We start from the raw sequence: 21,478 nt of genomic DNA, 5'->3' as shown, positions 1-21,478 counted from the left end.
CGCACCGCCCGCCGCTAGGCGGGAATATCCTTCGCGTCGGCCCGCTGCCACCACCGGTGCTGCCCCACCGCATCCAGGAATGCCTGATGGTGCCCGGCCCCCTCCTCTTTCGCGATGACCACGCCGGCACCGGCGAAACCGCCTTCGATGCCCGCGCGGCGCGCCGCTTCGGCGACTTGCAACGTGCCGCTGCCCCCTGCACCGATCGCCTTGTAGTGCTTGTAGGCTTCGTTGATGAACAACAGCGCCGCGGCGTCGGGCGCCGATGGTGGATGCTTTCCGCCAGGCACATAGACCGCATCGAACAGCACCGAACCGACTGACGCGAGCGCATGGTCGACCGGCAACACGTTTCCACTTGCCGTGGTGACATGGCTCGCACGCGGCCCGACGATGCGGATGTTTGCGCGCGCGTCTTCGGCCAGCGTGCGCAGCGAATCGATCGCCGCATCGTCCACGCCATCGTTGACCAGCACCGCAATATTGCGGCCGGTAATGTCGCCCTTGGGCTGGGCGTCGAGACTGAGCGCCGGCGAGGCGTCGATGCCATAGTCATCGATCTGCACCTCCGGCCCCACGGGCTCGACCTCGATGCCGAGCTGCTGCGCAACCCCTTCGGCCAGTTCGCGCGCGATATGGACAATCTGGCCGACCACGCGCGAGCGGATCTCAGGGTCCGACACCTTCGACAGCTCGAACGCGTACGCGTTGACGATCTGTTCGCGCTCGACGTCCGACTGGCTGCGCCAGAACAGGTTCGCCTGCGAGAAATGATCGGCAAAGGTCGGGCTGCGCACGCGCGACTTGGTGGCGCCGTCCTCGGCGGGCGCCGCGTAATGCTGATACGCCTCGGCGTCGCCGGCCAGGAACGGGCAGCCGCCGCTCACCGAATTCGGCTGGTAGCTTTCCTTGCCCACCACGACTGTCTGTCGCATGAAGCCGTCGCGCTGGTTGTTGTGGACCGGGCAAAGTGCGCGGTTGATCGGCAGCTCGTGGAAATTCGGCCCGCCCAGCCGCGTGAGCTGGGTATCGGTGTAGGAGAACAGCCGCGCATGCAGCAGCGGATCGTTGGTGAAATCCATGCCCGGCACGATATGCCCCGGGTGGAACGCCACCTGCTCGGTTTCCGCGAAGAAGTTGTCCGGGTTGCGGTTCAACACCATCCTGCCGATCCGCTTCACCGGCACGAGCTCTTCCGGAATGATCTTGGTCGGGTCCTGCAAGTCGAAGCCGAACTTGAGCATGTCGCTCTCGGGCACCAGTTGCACGCCGAATTCGTACTCGGGAAACTGGCCTCCTTCAATCGACTCCCACAGATCCCGGCGATGAAAGTCGGGGTCCTTGCCATTGATCTTGACGGCTTCGTCCCACACCAGCGAGTGCGCGCCGCCCACGGGTTTCCAGTGGTACTTCACCAGGGTCGCTTCGCCGTTCGCATTGACCAGCCGGAACGTGTGCACGCCGAAGCCTTCCATGGTGCGGAAGCTGCGCGGCAGCGCGCGGCCGGACATCGTCCACAGCACCATGTGCATCGATTCCGGCTGCAGGGACACGAAATCCCAGAACGTGTCATGCGCCGAAGCGGCCTGCGGAATCTCGTTGTGCGGTTCCGGCTTTACCGAGTGGACGAAGTCCGGGAACTTGATCCCGTCCTGGATAAAGAACACCGGCATGTTGTTGCCGACCAGATCGAAGTTGCCCTGACGTGTATAGAACTTCGTGGCGAACCCGCGCACATCGCGCGCGAGGTCCGCGGAGCCGCGCGAGCCGGCTACGGTCGAGAAACGTACGAACACCGGTGTCCTGTCGCCCACGCGCGTGAACAGCTCTGCGGTCGTATACGCATCGAGCGCTTCGGTGAGTTCGAAGTACCCGTGTGCCGCGGCACCGCGCGCATGCACGACACGCTCCGGAATGCGCTCATGGTCGAAGTGGGTAATCTTTTCACGAAGATAGAAATCCTCCAGCAGCGATGGACCACGCAGGCCGAGCTTCAGCGAGTCGTCGTCCTGCCCGATCTTCAGCCCCTGGTTGGTGGTCAGTGTCTTGCCGGCATTCGACACGACGTTGCCGACGCTTGGAGACCCCAATCGCTCGGGGCGGTCCGCCAGACGGTCGCGTGCGGCCTCGTCATAGGCGGCGTCGTCGCCGTTGGCCGGCTCCGGATGCCGCGCGGACAGCGCTTTGGCCTTCACCGTGGCTGCCTTTCCCTTCTGAACGGATTTGTTCGCCATAGCTTCGTCTCCTGTAAGTTGGCATGGATCAGAGTCCCGTGGCCCTGCAGAATGCATGCCACCGCGCCTGGCGCACCCGTGGGGCTTCGCAGGTGGCACAGGCTCCACGCAACCGCGCGCTCGGCGGCTACGACGACGCGAAAGTAAGACGCCCTCCGACGGCAACGGATGTCCCTGCCGTGTAGAACACAGGCATGCTTCTCCATATAGGGTGTCCGCAATGTCCAGCCAAAGTTGCTATGTCCGCGTGTTCCAGACTGAAGACGGCCAATGGTCAGTACGATCCGATGCGCCAGGGGCCGGGGACGTCGACTATCCATCGCAGGGCGATGCGATTACCGCCGGCGTCCACATGGCCATGGCGGAGGGAGCATTGCTGACGATCCACGCGGCCAATGACGCGAAGACGAAGAGCGAGATCGACTTCGCCGGTTGCAGCGTGTCGCGGGTAGCGTCGATAGCGTGATGGCATCTCATCGTCCCTTCCTTCCTCTTCACCCATTCTTCTTCACGCATTCCTGCTTCATTCCTACTTCGGCCGGGGCACATCCAGATCGCAACCGACCGCGGGCAGTTCGCCCTGGCGGCGCAGCGTCACCGCCTCGGCCAGCGCAGCCCCTGCGTTTTCCACCTCGCGCTGCACGCCGGTGTCCGCATCCAGCGTGCGGTGCGACGTCGCATAAGGCGCGTAGTACCCGATGAAGCGGTCGAGCTGCGACCGGGTGCCCGCATCGACGAGCCCCATCCAGCGCAACCAGTCGCTCAGGGCGCGGCGCACGCTTTCGACGCCGGCGACGTCACCGTGTACAACGAGTCCGTAGACCCGTCCCGCGAGATGCTTGGGATAGTCCCAGCCCTTCAGCTCCAGCGCCTTCGCCTCCGCAGCCTTTTTCCCGTGCGTGCTGCTCGGGTCGGGGTTGCCACCGTCGGCGCACACCAGGCGGTCCATCATCAGCTTGAGCGGACTGGTAGCCTGATACCAGTACGTCGGCGTCACGATCAGCACACCATGGGCGGCCACCCACTTGGGATAGATATCGTTCATCCAGTCGTTGACCTGCCCTAGCGCATGGTTCGGGTAGCAGCTGCAGGGCCAGTGGCACAGCGGCATGGCCGTCGACACGCAGCCCTTGCAGGGGTAGATATGCCGGTCCGGATCGGACGTCAGCAGGCTCAGATCAAGCGTGTCGACCGTCATTCCCAAGGCTTCCATGCGTGCGCGCGCGACGCCGGCCAGGCGCCAGGACTTGGACACCTCGCCCGGACACGTGAAGTCATTGCGCGATGCGCAGATCACGAGCAGCACGCGCGAAGGGCCGTCGGGATCATCATGCATGCGCTGGGCATCGCGCACGGCGTCGCGCGCATGCAGCCACTCTGCCGACAGGTCGTAGTCGGGATCGGCGGCGCCCGCACCGGCCTTCTCCGTCACCGGCGCCTTGCGGCCCTGGCAGTAGGCGTCCCACGCGATGGCCTCGAGGCGATCGATCGCGGCGTCTTCCGTGCGGAAGGCCGGATCGAAGTACCGCGCAAGAAAGCGCTCGCGAAACGCCTCGCGGGACAGGAATTCCGTAACTTGCCCCTTGCGTACGTCGTTCGCAGCTTCCGTATCGGTCTTGGTTTTGGCTTTGTCTTTGTCGGCCACGGTCGTATGGGGCCGCGGGATTCTGCCCGCTAACCCGGTGGTTGTCCGTTGGATGCCGTGAGGCCCCCGTCCACAGGGAGGTTCACGCCCGTGATGAAGCGCGCATCTGCGCTGGCCAGAAAGGCCACCACGTCCGCGATATCCTCGGGCTCGGCCGTGCGACCCAGCGCGATGCGTTCGCGGAAGCGGTCGAGCAGCGCCTCGTCCTGGAACATGTCCTTGGTCAGGTCGGTGCGGGTGAGCGTCGGGCACACGGCGTTGATGCGCACGCCATCGCGCCCATAGTCGAGCGCGAGCGAACGGGTCAGGTTCACCACGCCGCCCTTGGCCGCGTTGTAGAAGCACAGGTTCCAGTCGCCGCCGAGCCCGGATACCGACGCCGTGTTGACGATGCAGCCCTTGGTACGGATCAGGTGCGGCAGCGCGGCGAAGCAGCCGAAGAAGGCGCCATCAAGATCGGTGGCAATGACGCTGTGCCAGTCTTCGATGCACGCCTTGCCGGCGGGATCGTCCTCCGTGCGCCGGCCGCAGCCTTCGGGTGCGATGCCGGCGTTGTTGACCATGACATCGAGCTGGCCGAATCGACCGACCGCCGCGCTCACGAGCGCTTCCACCTGCGCAAGCTCGCTGACGTCCGTCACCTGCACGAGGCGCCGCGCCTCGGGCAACGCTGCCGCGACCTTGTCGAGCTTTTCGCGCGTCCGCCCGGCCAGCACCACGGATGCGCCTTCGGCCGCAAAGCGGCGCGCGGTTGCCGCGCCAATGCCCGATCCCGCGCCCGTCACAATGACCACCTTGTTGTCGAAGCGGTTCATGGCGATTCCTTCGTGCTCTTCTGCGTCTGTTCCTGCGTTCTTTGCTGCGTTTGTTGTTGCAGCGTTGGTTGCTGCGTGGGTGGCTGCTGTGCCTGCGTGCGTCCCGCGCGGATCTGGTTGTCGACGTCGCGCACGCCGAAGACCGCATCGGCGATCTCTTCCAGGCGGTACTTCTGATCGCGCTCCCTGACCTGCCCGCTCAGCGTCACGATGCCCTCGGCCACCGAAACCTCGATGTCGTGCACGTCGAAGCGGCTGTGGGCCAGCCGTTCGCACACGTCGTCCTGAATGCGTGCGTCAGACCGCTGGTAGCCCTTTGGGCCGGTCGGCCGATGACGGGGAGTCGCAACATGCTCCGGCTGCCCGAAGTCCAGCGGTTCCCACTGTGGCCCGCGGCCAGCGAACGGGATGTAGCCGCTTTCGCCCTGCCACTCGCCGGTGGGGCCGCGTCCGGTTCCCCACTCTTCGCGCAGCGTGCGCGTTTCCCGGGCCAGTTCGTTGCGGTAGCGTGGCTCGCCGCCCTGGTGCCAGCCCCCGTGGAAATTGCGTTCGGGATCGTGCCGGGTCGCAAAGCCCCGTTGCTCCGGACCGTCGTCGCGGCCGCCGCGATTCTGCGGATTGCGGGGATAGCGGGCTTCCCCGTACTGGCCATATCGGCCTTCGCCATACGCAGCCTCGGACCAGCCGCGGTCCGATTGTTGCCCTCGTTCGCCGCGCGCTCCGCGCTGCTGCCGCCCATGCTCGCCCTGATAACCATGCCCCGTCTCGGGCGACGAAGACCAGCCGCCCGCCGGCTGACGGCTTCCTGCCTGCCAATGCGATGTGCCATCGTCCCGGTTGCTGCCGGACATGCGCTGCCTGCGCGCCACGTAATCGTCGCGATCGTCCCGATCGTCCGGATGGTTCGGCCAGTCCTCTTGCGTCGCGCCATAACGGCGACGGTCCCCGTATTCGCCTTGGTTCATCGATAGCTCCGGTTATGTATGAGTGGGATCGAGGCCTGGCGTCGATGCACCGCCCCGTGTGTCACGACGTCGCCGCAAGTTTTGTACCGTCCCGCTACGCACGCACGCGGCCCCGGACTTGGCCGGCCCGGCCGTTTGATTTACATCGGTATCGGGAAAAGTTGCAGAACATCCGCACGGCGCTTCCTCGTCACCCGGCCACTGCCCGGAACGCCGCCTGCCAGTCCGATACGAAGCGGCCGATGCCGAAGCGCTCGCGCGCCGTGCGCGCCGCGGCCTGGCCCCAGCGCGCCGCCAGCACCGGCTCTTCGATCAAAGCTCGCATGACTTCGACCAGGCTGTCCGTGCGCGTATCGATATAGCCATTGGTGCCATTGCGGATCACCGTGGAAAGCTCGGTCGTCGCCAGCCCCACCACCGGCATGCCGATCATCATCGCTTCCACCACGGCAAGGCCAAGGCTGGTGTAGCGGATCGGGTGGAAGAAGAACCGGTATCGCGCCATGAACGCCGCGAGCTCGTCGTTGGGAATGTCCCCGATGCCGCCCGATGCCTCGGCGTCCTTGCCGACGAGGTCGAGCGCAACGAGGCGCCGCACATCGGCAAAGACATCGGCGCCGAGCCTGCGGCCACGCCGGCCGAGATGGTTGACGACGCTGATGCCGCGCGCGAGCATGCCGGTGTACCGCACATGCGGGTCCACCACCATGCCGTGGTCGATCACGCGCGTGGGCGTCACGCCGTTGTCCCACATCAGCGCATTGAATGGCGTGACATGCACGAGCAACACGTCCGGATCCTGCACCGGGTGCCGCGAGTTGGTCGGATGCTCTTGCGGCGGGTCGTGCTCGAGGTAGATCGCCGGAAGATTGCGCTGTACCGGCGTCAGCAGCGTCTGCCGGTCAAGCTCGTAATGGCTGCGGTGCTGGTAAAGCACGCAGTCGAACTCCGTGGCCGCAACCCGTTCCCACGGCACTTCGTGCACGTTCGTCCCCCATGGCAGCGAGCCGCCCACGCCCGCATAGCCGGGCGGATAGCCCGGGCGCGTCACCAGGAAGAACTCGTGCGGTACCTGTGACAGGTAATACAGATAGTTGCCATGAACGTGCCACGTAAGGATACGCAGGCGCCTAGGCATGATCGTAGCCCCGCGATGCCAGGCTCAGCGCCTCGGCTTCCACCGCGTCGACGGTGATGGCGGTTGCGCACTCGTGCCGGAACGGGCACTTCTGCCAATTGCACGGCCGGCACGGCGGATAGGACGCCAGCACGTGGTGCAGCGTGGCGTCCAGTGGCGCCCAGCGATCGCTCTCGCCGCCGCATGAAACCACGACGCTCGGCGTATCTAGCGCGGCGGCGATACGGGATGGCCCGCTATCGTTGCACAGCAGCAGCCGCGCATGCGCAATCAGTGCGGCGAGTTCGCCCAGCGGCGTAGCGCCCGTCAGGTTCACCACGTCGCCACCGATCAGTTCGCAAAGCCGGTGCGTGAGCATGATCTCGTCCGGCGCCCCAGTGACCACAATCCTCCAGCGCTTGCGCAGCCGCAGCGCAACGTCCGCAAAGCGCTCCACGGGCCAGCGGCGCGAAAGCATCCGTGCACCGGGATGCACGCAGATGTACTCGCCGCCCACCAGCCCGTGCAATTCGGCAAGGCGTTGCCAGCCGGCATGGTCCTGCGGCCGCAACGGAAACGCGAGATGCGGGTCGACTACCGGGTAGCCCAGCGCCCGCATCAGGCCCAGAAGGCATTCGATCTCGTTGCCGCCGGGCCATGGCAGCAGGCGTTCGTGCTCATTCGCCAGCGCTGCCTCCGCAGAGGTGGCGCAGAAGCCCGTGATCGTGCGGGCTCCAAGTTGCCGCACGACATCATTGCTCAACGCGCCGCTGCCGTGCATCTGGATGGCCAGGTCAAACCGCCGCGCGCGGGCCTCCGCATGGAAGGCGGCCTGCGCTGCCGCGTCGTAGGGCCGCTCCGGGAAGCCTGGTGCGCCGGGGAAGACCATCACGTCATCGATCAGGCTGCCAAAGCGGCTGGCGAACTCGCGCACCCACGGCAAGCCGATCAGCGTGATATGCGCGTCCGGCTCGCCTTCGCGCAGGGCGCGCAGCGCCGGGACCGCACACAGCATGTCGCCGAGCTGCAGCGCGCGGAACACCGCGATGCGGCGGCGCGCGGCGTGGTCCGGCGCCTGGAGTGCTGTCGGCGATGGCAGCACCGGCGGCACTGCCGCCGCTTCCGTGCTTTCGCCTCGTCCCACGTTCCGTAACAGCAGCGGCGCATTCATAGGAACCTCGTCTGGAAGGCCAGCGCGCCGCGCACGCGCCAGTACAGTGACAACAAAACAGTGCCGCCGCGGGCGGCCGGTCATCGTCAGCGCAGCGAAATGCATGCCAGTGCGGCATGGCCTTGTCCTACGGCCCTGGCGCCTATGTCTTGCGTGACGCTTCCATGGGGCCGATCGGAACTCATGGAAATCTCCTTTGCGGAAGCGGGGCCGCAGTCACGCAACGTCCGTACCCAAGGGGCCGATACCGCGAGCCTGGAAGGCAGAGACGCTTCTACAACCCGGCGGTAGAAAGCTCGACCGCGAACTTCAACGAGGTGCTGCAGGCGTCCCTGCCGGCCATCGCAGGAACCGCGCCCGCGCGAATCGCCATAACCCTTGTCCAGATTCACCAACCACTGCAAAAAAAGCGTCCGCCGCGACAAGGCGTCGCGTCTGGCATGCATGCTGCAGGAGGGGGCTACCGATGCCATCCCCGACCTGGAACGATGCCGACTTCCCATGCTCCGGAGCGGATGACGATCCTCTCCCCGCACCTCGACGACGCAGTCTTCAGCTGCGGCTGCCTGATCGCGGCCGGCAGGAACCCGAACGTGCTGACCGTATTCGCCGGCCTTCCGTCGCCGCACGTGGAACTGCCGGAATGGGACCGCGCCGCCGGCTTCGGCAGCGCGCGCGAGGCCGTGCTGTCGCGCCGCCATGAAGACGCGCGCGCGCTCGCGCAACTTGGCGGCCACCCGCTCTGGCTGGACCTGCTGGACAGCCAGTACCGGCACCGCTACACGATCGAAGCGGTGGCCGAGCGTATTCGGGCCTGCCAGGTGCTGGAGGAAAGCCGCACGGTGATCGCGCCAATGGGCCTGTTCCACAGCGATCACATTCTCACGCACGCGGCCAGCCTGTCGTTGTGCCGGCCCGCACTGGCGATGGCGGGCGGCCACGACGGCGACGACACCGGTGTCGAGCCTCGGCAGTGGCTGTTCTATGAAGACGCGATCTATCGCCGCCTGCCCGGGCTGGTGCAGAGCCAGCTTGCGACGTGGCGGCACGCAGGGCTGATCGCGACGCCGGTCTACTTTGCCACGGCGCCGTTTTTGCCGCGCAAGATGGAGGCGGTCAAGGCCTATGTGAGCCAGCTGCCGCTGTTCAGCGCCTCCCAGATCGCCGATATCGGCACACCGGAGCGCTACTGGTCGCTGGCGTTTGCGGGACGGAGCCAGACGTGACTCATCCCGGCATCAGCGTGGTCGTCCTTACGCACAACCGGCGCGATACGCTCGCGCATACGCTCCACCAGCTCAGCGCGCTGCCGGAGCATCCGCGCGTCGCCGTGGTCGACAATGGCTCGACCGACGGCACCTGCGCCATGCTCGCGGAACAGTTCCCCGAGGTGTCCTGTCTGCCCTGCCGCACCAATCTTGGCGCTGCAGGCCGCAACCTCGGTGCGGCATGGGCGAGCACGCCATACGTGGCCTTCTGCGACGACGATTGCTGGTGGCAGGCCGGCGCGCTCACGCGCGCGTGCGCGATGTTCGACGCCAATCCCGAGATCGCCACGCTGACGGCACGGATTCTGGTCGGCGATTCGCAGCGCGAAGACCCGGCCTGCACGGCCATGTCGCACAGCCCGTTGCCATCGGCCGGCCTGCCGGGACGGATGATCCTCGGCATCATGGCCGGCGCCACGGCGTTCCGTATCTCGGCTTATATGGAAGCGGGCGGCTACGATCCGCGCTTCTTTATCGGCGGCGAGGAAACACTGCTGTCGATGCGGCTCGCCGCGCGCGGGTGGTCGCTCGTCTACGCGCCGGACCTGATCGTTCACCACCATCCGAGCGCGGCGCGCGATGCGCACCGGCGCCGGGCCATGCTCGCGCGCAATGCGGTGTGGTCGGCGTGGCTGTGCCTGCCGGCGACCATGGCCATGACCGAAACGCTCGCCGCGTTGCCGGCGCTGGCCACGGCACTGGAGCGCGACGACTGGGTGGATCTGCTGCGCGGCATGCGCTGGGTGCTGCAGGAGCGTGAAGTGGTGCCGCGCCATGTCGTGTCAGCGCTGCGGCTTGTGCACAGCGCGCGCCATCGCTAGTCCACTGCGTCAGAAAAGCAGACCAGGCGGGGGTGTCGTAAGACGCAAGCGCAATTGCAGTCCACCGTTGAAAAATTTACCGACTGCGTCTCCCGGCCGCGAGGCGCACGGCCTGCCTTAGGCTGGCCACGATGCGTTCGAACGCGGCATGGCGGCTTTCTTCGCTACGCTGACGCAACACGAACGACGGATGGTAGGTAGCCACGACGAGCCGCCCTTCCCGTTCGACTGGTTCGTCCATCAGCGTCGACAGTGCCACGCGCTTCCTGCCGAGCACAGCGCCGGTCGCCGTTGCGCCGAGCGCGACGATCACAGTGGGCTCGACGGCCTGGATCTCCTGTTCGAGCCAGATCCCGCACGCTTCGACTTCGAGCTGGCCCGGCGTCTTGTGCAGGCGCCGCTTGCCGCGCAGCTCGAACTTGAAATGTTTGACGGCATTGGTCAGATAGACGTCATGGCGCTCCAGTCCGGCGCGCTCCAGCGCCTCGCTCAGCAGGCGGCCCGCAGGCCCGACGAAGGGCTCGCCCTGCAGATCCTCCTCATTGCCCGGCTGCTCGCCGACGAGCATCAGCTTCGCGCTGGTGGGGCCGGCTCCCGGCACGCCTTGGGTAGCGTCGTGCCACAACGGGCAACGCCGGCATGCGTTGAGTTCCTCGCGTGCCGGTACGGGCTCGCTGTGCGTCTCAGCGCGTTTTGGCATGAGTGGATATCCTTGGCAAAGATGCGCAGTGTCCAATCAAGATGCATGCCGGACGCGCGCTGTGCATGTCGACAACCGACAGCCGGGAACTGGCACGCCAGATGCTGCGTGCTGATGCCGATTGACAGGTGGTGGCCACACGCATGTACCATCGTGCTCCGCCACTGACGAGCTTGATCAGGACAAAAAGCGTGCGGCCTGGATGGCGTGCGCCTGTCACGGCAGGCGACACCAAGCCAGCAATAAGAAGACGGAGCGCACTTCCATCGGCGCACCACGCGGCAGGCGATACCGCCGCGCTATTGCAGGGAGCTGACATGCAACCGCTGAAACCCAAGGTCCGGTCCACGATCGTGTGCATCCGGCACGGTCACGTGCTGCTCGTGTCCAAGGATGGGGTGCGATGGGCGTTGCCCGGCGGCCGTCCGGGCAAGCAGGAATCGCCTGAACAAACGGCGCGGCGCGAACTGCAACAGGAGACGGCGCTTGAAGCCAAGAGGCTGGTCGGTGCGTTTCAGTTCATCGGTGCAACCACGGTGCATCACGTCTTCACCGCGGCCGTCGGTGGCTCCGCGCGGCCCAAGCCGGGGCATGAGATCAAGTGCCTGCAGTGGCTCCCGCACGACAAACTCGGCGAAATCGAGACGAGCCAGACGACGCGGCAGATTGTGTCGCAGTTTTTTCAAGAGGGAATGCGGTAGGAGCGTGTCGCTCGCGCAACGGGTATGTTTTGCCCGTGCATATCGCATGCAGCACGTTTTTCGGCGCCAAGTGGCGTGTGGGGAATATGCGATGTGACGCGTAGGATCAGGCGTCGCTGCAGCGCGACAGTCGCTGGGATGAACTCATGTTGAGCGTGGGTTCACGGGTACACTCGGTGACGGGGCGGTTAACGGGTACGCCCCAACCACTTAGGGCCCTCGACCACCCCGGCCGAGGGCTCTTTTATTTTTGGTGGAAATGGGGTTAAGGTTTTGGCTTGGTTATCGCACTTGGCCAGCGCCGCTGTTTCGCCAGCGTAGCCGGCGGGTTTTGGTTGAGACCGGGGTATCGTTCTTGACAGGTGCTGCTGTTTCGCCGGCGTAGCCGGCGAGTCACTTTTTGTCCGAGCGACAAAAAGTAACCAAAAAGCGCGTCGTTGCCGCTGGCCATCAATTCCACGGCGGCAGGGGTTCAAACGGCTTTGGACGCCTGCGATGGTGGTCGGCCGTTCCAACCTGCTACGCCATGTGAGTCAGAACCTGTGCCTGGCGCGGCACGACTTTTGGACGATCCCCAAGACGGACTCGGGTACAGCGTTTCAATCAGGTCAGTGGTGGGACGCCTTCGGCTGCGCTGCGCGCACGTCGTCGTCTGGGCGCATGCGCATCAACGTCGCTGGCGCCCGAGGTCCGTTTCCTTTCTCTACGTGCATGCATGCGCGGGCATCGTCACCGAGGCGTGGTTGGCCCTGGGCCTGTGTGCTTAGACTAGGGCTCTGCGCGTAGCGCAGCCGAAGGCGATTGCACGATATCGCTCGCAGCAGGGGCCACAGGCGCTTGCAGGGCTCGTTCAATCAGCGCTGTAGTTCTGACCACGGTCGTGCCCCACGCGGCAGGCAGCGTAAATCCCCTCTGAAGCCCATCCCCGTACAACACCCCTCGCACACTACGATAAAAATTCGCCCCTTTGGGGCAACCAAAACGCGTTTTTGGTTACTTTTGTCGCTCGGACAAAAGTGACTCGCCGGCTACGCCGGCGAAACAGCCGCGCCAGCGAAGAGCGATAACCCAACCCGAACTACAAGCCCCCAACAACCCCCGTCCCCTCTCCATCCGTCCCCCACCTAAAGAGGGATGTCCGACGTAACGAATGCTGCCCATACTCCCGCCCTTACTCGGCCCCAGAGCCGTTCAAAAATCAAAAATAACAGGGTCAAGAAATGCAGCACGTCGTCGCTTACGGCGCCTATTTCCTCGCCTGCCTTATTGCATTGCTCGCAGCCGCCCGCTGGATTGCGCGCAACCATCCCGCGTTGCGGGATGTAACGCCTCCTCGCGCCGACGAGCACGAGGACTCTTCCCCGCCGGAAGGCACTTAGCCTAAAAAACAATCCGAATAAGGGCGAACTCCAGCCAATTTCGCGCAATTTCAGGGAACTCAATTCCCTTTGGCTTGCCATACGAAGTGCTGTCGTCGCGATATGCGGCGCCAGCCACCCTCCTGCTTCGTGCCGGGCATCTATTACCCGCACGTCTCTATGCCGCCGCCCGGCGGCCCCATAAAACTAGAAAGGAAAAACCAGGGATGGCACTGACTTCCAACAAGCTGCCGGCGTGGACCGTGTGGGCCCCGCTTGCCGCGGCGGCGATTCTCGCCGCCGGACTGGGCTTGCCCACGCAGGGCTGGCTGATCATGCTGATGGCACCTGCACTGGCCGGCGCGGTGTTCGCCGCCGTACATCATGCGGAAGTGGTCGCCCATAAGGTCGGCGAACCATTCGGCACGCTGGTGCTGGCCATTGCGGTGACCGTGATCGAAGTCGCGCTGATCGTCTCGGTGATGCTGTCATCCGGGCCGGAGAAGGCGGGCCTTGCGCGCGACACGGTATTCGCCGCAGTCATGCTGATCTGCAACGGCATTGTCGGGCTGTGCCTGTTCGTCGGCGGGTTGCACCATCGCGAGCAGGCGTTCCAGGCGCCGGGCGCGAATGCCGCGATGGCCGTGCTGGCTGCGCTGCTGGTGCTGACCATGGTGCTGCCCAACTACACCAGCAGCTCGCCGGGGCCGGTGCTCACACCCGCACAGCTTGGCTTTGCCGGCGTGATGTCGCTCGTGCTGTATGGCTCGTTCGTGTTCGTGCAGACCGTGCGCCACCGCGACTACTTCCTTGCGGATGGCAGCTCGGACGAGAACGTCCACGCCCCGCCGCCGCCGGCACGTGTGGCCACGATCAGCGGCTTGCTGCTGGTGGTGTGCCTGGTGCTCGTGGTCGGTCTGGCCAAGCTGCTGTCGCCGTCAGTGGAGGCCGCCGTGCTGCATGCCGGCGCGCCCGCTGCTGTGGTCGGGATCATCATCGCGGCGATGGTGCTGCTTCCCGAAGGCCTGGCCGCCTTGCGCGCGGCGCGCGCGGACCGGCTCCAGACCAGCCTGAACCTCGCACTTGGCTCGGCACTGGCCAGCATCGGCCTGACCATTCCTGCGGTGGCCGCAGTCTTCATCTGGATCGGGAAACCGCTCGAACTCGGGCTCGGCGCCAAGGAAACGGTGCTGCTGATCCTGACGCTGGTGGTGTCGTCGCTCACGCTGGGCAGGGGCCGAACCACGATTCTGCAAGGTGTCGTGCACCTTGTGATCCTGGCCGCCTACCTGTTCCTGTCGGTAGTGCCCTGAACGGACACGACTGCTGGCTCACGCGCGCCGATAGTGCGCGAGCTTGTCTTCGTCGAGCGCAAGGCCCAGCCCCGGGCCTTCGGGCAGATGCAGGCTGAAATCACGATATTCGGGCCGCTGCACGACCACATCATCCTTGAGCAACAGCGGGCCGAACAACTCCGTGCCCCACGCCAGCTGCGGCAGCGTGCAGAAGCCGTGCGCGGCGGCGATGGTCCCTACGCTGCCTTCCAGCATCGTGCCGCCGTACAGCGCAATGCCCGCGGCATCGCCGACCGCTGCCGTGCGCAGCATGCCGAAGATGCCGCCTGATTTGGCGATCTTCAACGCAAACACATCGGCGCCGCCGATGCGTGCGAGTTCCATTGCATCTTCGGGCCCGCATACCGCTTCATCCGCCATGATCGGCACCACAAAGCGTGCCGCCAGTCGCGCCAGCGCCGTGCGCTGCTCGCGCGGCGTGGGCTGCTCGATCAGGTCGATGCCCGCGGCTTCGAGCATGGCGATGCCACCGGCAGCATCGGCCTCGTTCCACGCCTGATTGATGTCCACCGTCACGCGCGCGCGGTCGCCCAGCGCGCGCTTGATTGCCGATACGTGGGCCACGTCATCGCGCACGCTGCGCCGGCCAATCTTTAGCTTGAAGGTGTTGTGACGACGCTCCGCCAGCAAGCGCTCGGCTTCGTCGATATCGCGTGCGGTATCACCGCTCGCCAGCGTCCACAGCACGGGCAGCGTGGTGCGCACGGCGCCGCCGAGCAGCGTCGCGAGCGGCACGCCGAGCCGCTTGCCCTGCGCATCCAGCAACGCCGTTTCCAGTGCCGATTTGGCGAAGCGATTGCCGCGCGCGATTTTGTTCAGGCGCGCCATGGCGGCATGGACATTGGTGGCATCTTCACCGGCCAGCGCAGGCGCGAGGTAGGTGTCGATGGCCAGCTTGATGCCCTCGGGGCTTTCATCGCCATAGGAAAGGCCACCAATGGTGGTGGCCTCGCCAATGCCTTCGATGCCGTCGCTGCAGCGCAGCCGCACGATCACCAGTGTCTGCTGCTGCATGGTGGCCATGGCCAGTTGATGGGCCCGGATGGTGGGCAGGTCGACCAGGATGGCCTCGATGGAAGAAATCGTCGCTTTCATACCTTCTCGATACAGTGGATGTCGTATGCGAAAGTATGGGAGCCTGATTTCCGGCTGTCCAAGACCGATGACGTCTCGTCGCATACCTGTCAGGTATGCCTCATGCGTTCTCGTGGCCTGGCGGGTTGTACGGAATGCCCAGCTCTTCATAGAGCTGGTAGATCATCGCCTGCATTTCGCGCAGGTCCTGCGATTCATCGAGCATGCGCATGCTCATGATGATCGGCGACACCAGGCTCGGGTCGTCGAGTTCGACATAGCTCACATCGTCGCGCTTGAGGCCGTAGACGCTGCTCGGCACCACCGAAATCCCCTCGCCCATCGCGACCAGCCCCAGCGCGATCTGCAGTTCGCGCACCTCATGCAGCCGGCGCGGCTTCAAGGCGCGGTCATGGAACGCCGCAAGCACCTGGTCGGCGAAACTGGGCCGCGGCGCCTTCGGGAAGATGATCAGCGATTCCTCCACCAGATCGTGCAGCGACAACGTCTTGCGCCCGGCCGCAAGGGGGTGCCCGAGCGGCAACGCCACGATCATGCGCTCCTCGCGCAGCACCACGCGCCGCACGGCCGGGTCATCGTGCCGGATGCGGCCGAAGCCCACATCGATGCGCCCGTCCTTGAGCGCCTTGATCTGGTCCATGGTCGACATCTCGTGCAGGCTCATCTCGATGTCAGGATGCTCGGTGCGAAAGCGCCGGATGATCCGCGGCAGCATGCCGTACAACGTCGAGCCAACGAAGCCGACCGACATCTTGCGCTCGATCTTGGCCACGCGCCGTGTCATGGCCTCCAACTCCGACGTCTGCGCCAGCAGCTGCAGCGCGTGTGTGTAAAAAAAGCGCCCGGTATCGGTCAGCCGCAGCGGGCGCGTATTGCGCTCGAACAGCTGGACACCGAGCACCTCCTCTAATTGCTGGATCTGGCGGCTCAGCGGAGGTTGCGCAATATGCAGGCGCTCGGCCGCGCGGGTGAAGTTGCGTTCCTCCGCGACGGCGACGAAGTAGCGCAGGTGTCTCAATTCTATGGTCATACCCGGCAGGTATAAAGAAGATACTAAATCAGTGTTGGACGCCTCAAATACCCGTCAACTATGCTCCGTACCAAGTCGAACGGCAAGCCTTGATACCCCAAACGCATTATCTGACTGACCGTTCGACCCCGACACTACCAGACAATCACATCCCCGGAGCAGACAAATGACGCATGCAGAGATCGAGGCACTGGCCAAGCAATTCATCGTCGATACCGCCACGCAGGGCACCGCGAACGCACGTGTGCAGCAGGTCGTGCTGCGCCTGACCACCGACCTGTTCAAGGCCATCGAAGACCTCGACCTGAGCCAGAGCGAAGTGTGGAAGGGTATCGAGTACATGGCCGAGGCCGGCGCCACGCAGGAACTCGGTCTGCTTGCGGCAGGGTTGGGTCTGGAACGCTTCCTGGACGTCCGCGCCGACGAGGCCGACGCCAAGGCCGGTATCTCCGGCGGCACCCCGCGCACTATCGAAGGCCCGCTGTACGTGGCCGGCGCGCCGGAAAGCAAGGGCTTCGCCCGCCTGGACGACGGCAGCGAAGCCGACAACGGTGAAGTGCTGTTCATGCAAGGCACGGTCTATGACGGCGAAGGCAAGCCGCTGCCGGGCGCCAAGGTCGAGGTGTGGCACGCCAATCTGATGGGCAACTACTCGTTCTTCGACAAGACGCAGCCGCACTTCAACCTGCGCCGTACCATCGTCACCGACGACAAGGGCGGCTACCAGTTCCGCAGCAATGTGCCGATGGGCTATGGCTGCCCGCCGCAAGGCACCACGCAGCGCCTGCTGGACCAGCTGGCCCGCCATGGCCGCCGCCCCGCGCACATCCACTTCTTCGTGTCCGCGCCGGGCCACCGCAAGCTGACCACGCAGATCAACATCGACGGCGACGAATACCTGTGGGACGACTTCGCGTTCGCCAGCCGTGAAGGCCTTGTGCCGGCCGTGACCCGCGTGAGCGACCCGGCAGCGCTGGACAAGCATGGCGTGGACAAGCCCTTCGCCTCGATCGACTTCGACTTCCGCCTGAACAACGAGCGCGACAACGCGCCATCGGCTGAAGTGGAGCGCACCCGCGCCGCCGCCTGAGGCTTCCCGTTGACGCTGCCGGCAGGCAGTACCCACCGGGGACGGCCGCCCGGTTCCACCAACAGGCCGCAAGACACCGAATCAGGAGACGATTCCATGATCCCCATTCACGTGGACCGGGGCACGGCCCCCGCTCGCCCGCGCCTCTCGCTCGACCAGTTCCTCGTCGAAAACCATGAGACCGGCGACCACCGCCTGCACCGCAGCGCGTTCACCGACGAAGCACTGTTCGAACTCGAGATGCAGCACATCTTCGAGGGCAACTGGATCTACCTGGCCCACGAAAGCCAGATCCCTAACAACAACGACTACTACACCACGCACATGGGCCGCCAGCCCGTGTTCATCGCCCGCAACCGCCAGGGCGAACTGAACGCCTTCATCAACGCATGTACCCACCGCGGCGCCATGCTGTGCCGGCACAAGCGCGGCAACAAGGCCACCTACACCTGCCCGTTCCACGGCTGGACCTTCAACAACAGCGGCAAGCTGCTCAAGGTGAAGGACCCGGAAGGCGCCGGCTACCCCGAGTGCTTCAACAAGGAAGGCTCGCACGACCTGAAGAAGGTGGCGCGCTTCGAGAACTACCGCGGCTTCCTGTTCGGCAGCCTCAATGACGACGTGCTGCCACTGAAGGATTTCCTCGGCGATGCCGCGCGCATCATCGACATGATCGCCGACCAGTCGCCCGATGGCCTGGAAGTGCTGCGCGGCTCGTCCACCTACACCTACGAAGGCAACTGGAAGCTGCAGGCCGAAAACGGCGCCGACGGCTACCACGTGTCCGCCGTGCACTGGAACTACGCGGCCACCACGAACCACCGCAAGCAACAGAACGAGCGCGAAGACAAGATCCGCGCGATGGATGCCGGCAAGTGGGGCCAGCAAGGCGGCGGCTTCTACGCGTTCGACCATGGCCACATGCTGCTGTGGACGCGCTGGGCCAACCCGGAAGACCGGCCCAACTTCGCGCGCCGCGCCGAATTCGCCGAGCGCTGTGGCGAGGAAACCGCGGACTGGATGATCCAGAACTCGCGCAACCTGTGCCTGTACCCGAACGTGTACCTGATGGACCAGTTCGGCTCGCAGATCCGCCTGCTGCGTCCGCTGTCGGTCGACAAGACCGAAGTCACGATCTACTGCATCGCGCCGAAGGGCGAACCCGACGACGCCCGTGCGCGCCGCATCCGCCAGTACGAAGATTTCTTCAACGTGAGCGGCATGGCCACGCCCGACGATCTCGAAGAGTTCCGCGCCTGCCAGCAAGGCTACAACGGCGGCGCGCTGGCCTGGAACGACATGTGCCGCGGCTCCAAGCACTGGATTGCCGGCCCCGACGAAGCTGCGCAGCGCATCGGCCTGAACCCGGTCATGAGCGGCGTGCGTACCGAGGATGAAGGGCTCTACACCGTGCAGCACCGCTACTGGCTCGACGTCATGAAGAAGGCCATGGCCGAGCAAGACACGGAAGACTGCAACGGGAGCGCCGCATGAGCACCATCGACATCGCCGCCGTCCAGGCGTTCCTGTACCGCGAAGCCCGCCTGCTCGACGACGAGCAGTGGGACGAGTGGCTGACCTGCTACCACACGGAGGCCCGCTTCTGGATGCCGTGCTGGGACGACGACGGCCAGCTCATCACCGATCCGGAGCGCGAGATCTCGCTGATCTTCTACCCGAGCCGCCAGGGCCTGGAAGACCGCATCTTCCGCATCAAGACCGAGCGTTCGAGCGCGACGATTCCAGACACGCGTACGTGCCACAACCTCAGCAACGTGGAGATCATGGAGCGCGACGGCGACAAGCTGACCGTGCGCTTCAACTGGCACACGCTCGCGCACCGGTACCAGACCAACTACAGCTACTTCGGCATGTCGCGCTACGTGATCGACTTCGCCGGCGCGCAACCGCAGATCCTGGACAAGTATGTCGTGCTCAAGAACGACTACATCAACCAGGTTATCGACATCTATCACATCTGAGTAGCGTTCGCCGGCCCGCGGAGATTCCGTCCGGGCCAGCGAACACGGCTGGAGGACAAGGCCATGGAACACACGATCGCACTGCAATTCGAGGACGGCGTTACCCGCTTCATCAGCTGCGGGGAGAACGAAACCCTCTCGGACGCCGCTTATCGCCAGAAAATCAACATCCCGCTGGATTGCCGCGACGGCGCGTGCGGCACGTGCCGCGGCCTGTGCGAATCGGGCAGTTATGACCTGCCGGAGTCCAGCTACATCGAAGACGCACTGACCCCGGAAGAAGCCTCGCAGGGCTATGTGCTGGCCTGCCAGACGCGCCCGCGTTCGGACTGCGTGATCCGCATCGCGGCATCGTCGACGGCGTGCAAGACCGGCGTCACCAAGTTCGAAGGCGCCATTGCCAGCGTCGACAAGCTGTCGGATTCCACCATCGGCTTCTCGATCGACCTCGACGATGCCGGCGCGCTGGATTTCCTGCCGGGCCAGTACGTCAACGTGGAGATCCCGGGCAGCGGGCTGACGCGGTCGTACTCGTTCAGCTCCGCGCCAGGCGCCGGCCGCACCGGCTTCGTCGTGCGCAATGTGCCGGACGGCCGCATGAGCAGCTACCTTACCCAGGAAGCACAACCGGGCCAGCGCATTGCATTCTCCGGCCCTTACGGCAGCTTCTACCTGCGCCCGGTGCAGCGCCCCGTGCTGCTGCTGGCCGGCGGCACGGGCATCGCCCCGTTCCTGTCGATGCTCGACGTGCTGGCCAGCAACGGCAATCCGCATCCGGTGCGCATGGTGTATGGCGTCACCAATGACATCGACCTCGTCGAACTGCCGCGCATCGATGGTGCTGCACAGCAACTGACGGGCTTTGAATACCGCACCTGTGTGGCCAGCGCCGAGAGCGGCCACGGACGCAAGGGCTATGTCACACAGCATGTCGAACCGGAATGGCTCAACGGCGGCGATGTCGACATCTACCTGTGCGGTCCGGTGGCGATGGTCGATGCGGTGCGCAACTGGCTCAAGGAAAGCGGTGTCGAGCCGGCAGGCTTCTACTACGAAAAATTCTCGGCCAGCAGCGTGGCCTGACTGTCATGAGCACTTCCAATCGTTTTGAAGGCAAGATCGTCGTCATCACCGGCGCGGCACAGGGCATCGGCCGCGGCGTGGCGCTGCGCGCGGCGGCGGAGGGCGGTACGCTTGTGCTCGCCGACCGCTCGGAACTTGTCCACGAAGTCGTGGCCGAGATCGCCGGGCAGAACGGGCGTGCGACCGCGGTGATTGTCGACCTGGAGACCTATGCCGGCGCAAAGGCCATGGTCGATGCCGCACTGTCCGCGCATGGCCGCGTCGACGTGCTGATCAACAATGTCGGCGGCACCATCTGGGCAAAGCCTTATCAGCATTACGAGGAAGACCAGATCGAAGCGGAGATCCGCCGATCGCTGTTCCCCACGCTGTGGAGTTGCCGCGCAGCGCTGCCCGGCATGGTGGAACGGCGCCGGGGCGCGATCGTCAATGTGTCGTCGATCGCCACGCGCAGCATCCACCGCGTGCCGTATGCCGCGGCCAAGGGCGGCGTCAATGCGCTGACGGCCAGCCTCGCATTCGAACACGCCGGCGAAGGCATCCGCGTCAATGCGGTCGCTACCGGCGGTACAGAGGCGCCGCCGCGCCGCATCCCGCGCAATACGTCCGAGCAGACGCCGCAGGAAGCGGCGTGGTACCAGGGCATCGTCGACCAGACCATCGGCTCGAGTTTGATGCACCGCTACGGCACCATCGACGAACAGGTCGGCGCGATCCTGTTCCTGGCCTCGGACGAGGCGTCCTACATTACCGGGACGGTGCTGCCGGTGGGCGGCGGCGACCAGGGATAAACGGTTTGTCCTGCGTGGGGCGGCGTCAGCCCCCGCTGTCCAGCCAGTGGCGCCATGGCGCCCTGGCTTTTTTTTGGTTCTTCGACGAATTGTGGGGTTGTCGTTCTTGGCGGGCGCTGCTGTTTCGCCGGCGTAGCCGGCGAGTCACTTTTTGTCCGAGCCCTCCATGTCAGGATAGTTGTCGCCTCGCCGCCTTTCGATGAAGGACAATGGGGGGCGGAAGCGGTTTGGAGATGAAACGCTATCCGGCGGAGTTC

19 protein-coding genes are annotated in these 21,478 nt (G+C 65.2%); 10 read left to right on the top strand and 9 right to left on the bottom strand.

Going from position 1 to position 21,478, the window contains the following annotated elements; genetic code table 11:
- Window positions 1–14: 14 nt before the first annotated feature.
- On the bottom strand, window positions 15–2,234 hold the full coding sequence (locus KHO41_RS37855; protein WP_211958351.1) for a catalase: 2,220 nt from the start codon (window positions 2,232–2,234) through the stop codon (window positions 15–17).
- Window positions 2,235–2,454: 220 nt separating this feature from the next.
- On the opposite strand from KHO41_RS37855, the gene KHO41_RS37850 reads away from it, so the two are divergent.
- On the top strand, window positions 2,455–2,700 hold the full coding sequence (locus KHO41_RS37850) for a DUF2188 domain-containing protein (protein WP_211958350.1): 246 nt from the start codon (window positions 2,455–2,457) through the stop codon (window positions 2,698–2,700).
- Between the two features lie 63 nt (window positions 2,701–2,763).
- Here KHO41_RS37850 and KHO41_RS37845 read toward each other — a convergent pair whose 3' ends face one another.
- The 5 genes from KHO41_RS37845 to KHO41_RS37825 form a co-directional block, all read right to left on the bottom strand.
- Window positions 2,764–3,879: a flavodoxin family protein gene (locus KHO41_RS37845; RefSeq protein ID WP_211958349.1), complete on the bottom strand. Its 1,116-nt coding sequence runs from the start codon at window positions 3,877–3,879 to the stop codon at window positions 2,764–2,766.
- A 29-nt stretch (window positions 3,880–3,908) separates the two neighbouring features.
- Window positions 3,909–4,694 (bottom strand): SDR family NAD(P)-dependent oxidoreductase, encoded by a 786-nt coding sequence (locus tag KHO41_RS37840; RefSeq protein ID WP_211958348.1) that lies wholly within the window; start codon window positions 4,692–4,694, stop codon window positions 3,909–3,911.
- A complete protein-coding gene (locus KHO41_RS37835; protein ID WP_211958347.1) occupies window positions 4,691–5,659 on the bottom strand; it encodes a BON domain-containing protein in 969 nt (322 codons plus the stop codon). Before KHO41_RS37835 ends, KHO41_RS37840 begins: the two co-directional genes overlap by 4 nt.
- Before the next feature lie 190 nt (window positions 5,660–5,849).
- On the bottom strand, window positions 5,850–6,800 hold the full coding sequence (locus tag KHO41_RS37830; protein WP_211958359.1) for a glycosyltransferase: 951 nt from the start codon (window positions 6,798–6,800) through the stop codon (window positions 5,850–5,852).
- Window positions 6,790–7,947: a glycosyltransferase family 9 protein gene (locus KHO41_RS37825; RefSeq protein WP_376989968.1), complete on the bottom strand. Its 1,158-nt coding sequence runs from the start codon at window positions 7,945–7,947 to the stop codon at window positions 6,790–6,792. The genes KHO41_RS37830 and KHO41_RS37825 overlap by 11 nt, the downstream gene beginning before the upstream one ends.
- 515 nt (window positions 7,948–8,462) lie before the next feature.
- On the opposite strand from KHO41_RS37825, the gene KHO41_RS37820 reads away from it, so the two are divergent.
- Both KHO41_RS37820 and KHO41_RS37815 read left to right on the top strand, forming a co-directional pair.
- Window positions 8,463–9,173, top strand: a complete 711-nt coding sequence (locus KHO41_RS37820) for a PIG-L deacetylase family protein (RefSeq protein WP_244874219.1) — start codon at window positions 8,463–8,465, stop codon at window positions 9,171–9,173.
- The gene (locus tag KHO41_RS37815; protein ID WP_211958345.1) at window positions 9,170–10,036 is read left to right on the top strand and encodes a glycosyltransferase family 2 protein; all 867 of its coding nucleotides are present in this window, start codon (window positions 9,170–9,172) and stop codon (window positions 10,034–10,036) included. The genes KHO41_RS37820 and KHO41_RS37815 overlap by 4 nt, the downstream gene beginning before the upstream one ends.
- A gap of 76 nt (window positions 10,037–10,112) precedes the next feature.
- Here KHO41_RS37815 and KHO41_RS37810 read toward each other — a convergent pair whose 3' ends face one another.
- Entirely contained in the window at window positions 10,113–10,736 is a 624-nt protein-coding gene (locus KHO41_RS37810) for a UdgX family uracil-DNA binding protein (RefSeq protein WP_211958344.1), read from the bottom strand.
- A 317-nt stretch (window positions 10,737–11,053) separates the two neighbouring features.
- Between KHO41_RS37810 and KHO41_RS37805 the strand changes: the two genes are divergently transcribed.
- Window positions 11,054–11,437, top strand: a complete 384-nt coding sequence (locus KHO41_RS37805) for an NUDIX domain-containing protein (RefSeq protein WP_211958343.1) — start codon at window positions 11,054–11,056, stop codon at window positions 11,435–11,437.
- Window positions 11,438–13,022: 1,585 nt separating this feature from the next.
- The gene (locus KHO41_RS37800; RefSeq protein WP_211958342.1) at window positions 13,023–14,108 is read left to right on the top strand and encodes a calcium:proton antiporter; all 1,086 of its coding nucleotides are present in this window, start codon (window positions 13,023–13,025) and stop codon (window positions 14,106–14,108) included.
- An 18-nt stretch (window positions 14,109–14,126) separates the two neighbouring features.
- Here the strand turns inward: KHO41_RS37800 and KHO41_RS37795 are convergent, their stop codons facing one another.
- Both KHO41_RS37795 and KHO41_RS37790 read right to left on the bottom strand, forming a co-directional pair.
- Window positions 14,127–15,245, bottom strand: a complete 1,119-nt coding sequence (locus KHO41_RS37795) for a muconate/chloromuconate family cycloisomerase (protein WP_211958341.1) — start codon at window positions 15,243–15,245, stop codon at window positions 14,127–14,129.
- Between the two features lie 100 nt (window positions 15,246–15,345).
- Window positions 15,346–16,269: a LysR family transcriptional regulator gene (locus KHO41_RS37790; RefSeq protein WP_211958358.1), complete on the bottom strand. Its 924-nt coding sequence runs from the start codon at window positions 16,267–16,269 to the stop codon at window positions 15,346–15,348.
- A 172-nt stretch (window positions 16,270–16,441) separates the two neighbouring features.
- Here KHO41_RS37790 and catA point away from each other — a divergent pair, with 172 nt between their 5' ends.
- From catA to KHO41_RS37765, 5 genes are all read left to right on the top strand, one after another.
- The gene (gene catA / locus KHO41_RS37785; RefSeq protein ID WP_211958340.1) at window positions 16,442–17,365 is read left to right on the top strand and encodes a catechol 1,2-dioxygenase; all 924 of its coding nucleotides are present in this window, start codon (window positions 16,442–16,444) and stop codon (window positions 17,363–17,365) included.
- 96 nt (window positions 17,366–17,461) lie between these two features.
- Entirely contained in the window at window positions 17,462–18,859 is a 1,398-nt protein-coding gene (gene benA / locus KHO41_RS37780; RefSeq protein WP_211958339.1) for a benzoate 1,2-dioxygenase large subunit, read from the top strand.
- Complete coding sequence (gene benB / locus KHO41_RS37775; protein WP_211958338.1) at window positions 18,856–19,347, top strand: benzoate 1,2-dioxygenase small subunit; 492 nt, start codon at window positions 18,856–18,858, stop codon at window positions 19,345–19,347. The genes benA and benB overlap by 4 nt, the downstream gene beginning before the upstream one ends.
- A gap of 63 nt (window positions 19,348–19,410) precedes the next feature.
- Complete coding sequence (gene benC, locus KHO41_RS37770) at window positions 19,411–20,430, top strand: benzoate 1,2-dioxygenase electron transfer component BenC (protein ID WP_211958337.1); 1,020 nt, start codon at window positions 19,411–19,413, stop codon at window positions 20,428–20,430.
- 5 nt (window positions 20,431–20,435) lie between these two features.
- The gene (locus KHO41_RS37765; RefSeq protein WP_211958336.1) at window positions 20,436–21,221 is read left to right on the top strand and encodes a 1,6-dihydroxycyclohexa-2,4-diene-1-carboxylate dehydrogenase; all 786 of its coding nucleotides are present in this window, start codon (window positions 20,436–20,438) and stop codon (window positions 21,219–21,221) included.
- Window positions 21,222–21,478 lie beyond the last annotated feature (257 nt).

The organism is Cupriavidus numazuensis (assembly GCF_905397435.1).
In the GTDB taxonomy this organism is placed as follows: Bacteria; Pseudomonadota; Gammaproteobacteria; order Burkholderiales; family Burkholderiaceae; genus Cupriavidus; species Cupriavidus numazuensis.
This window is presented reverse-complemented; position numbering and strand designations above follow the sequence as displayed.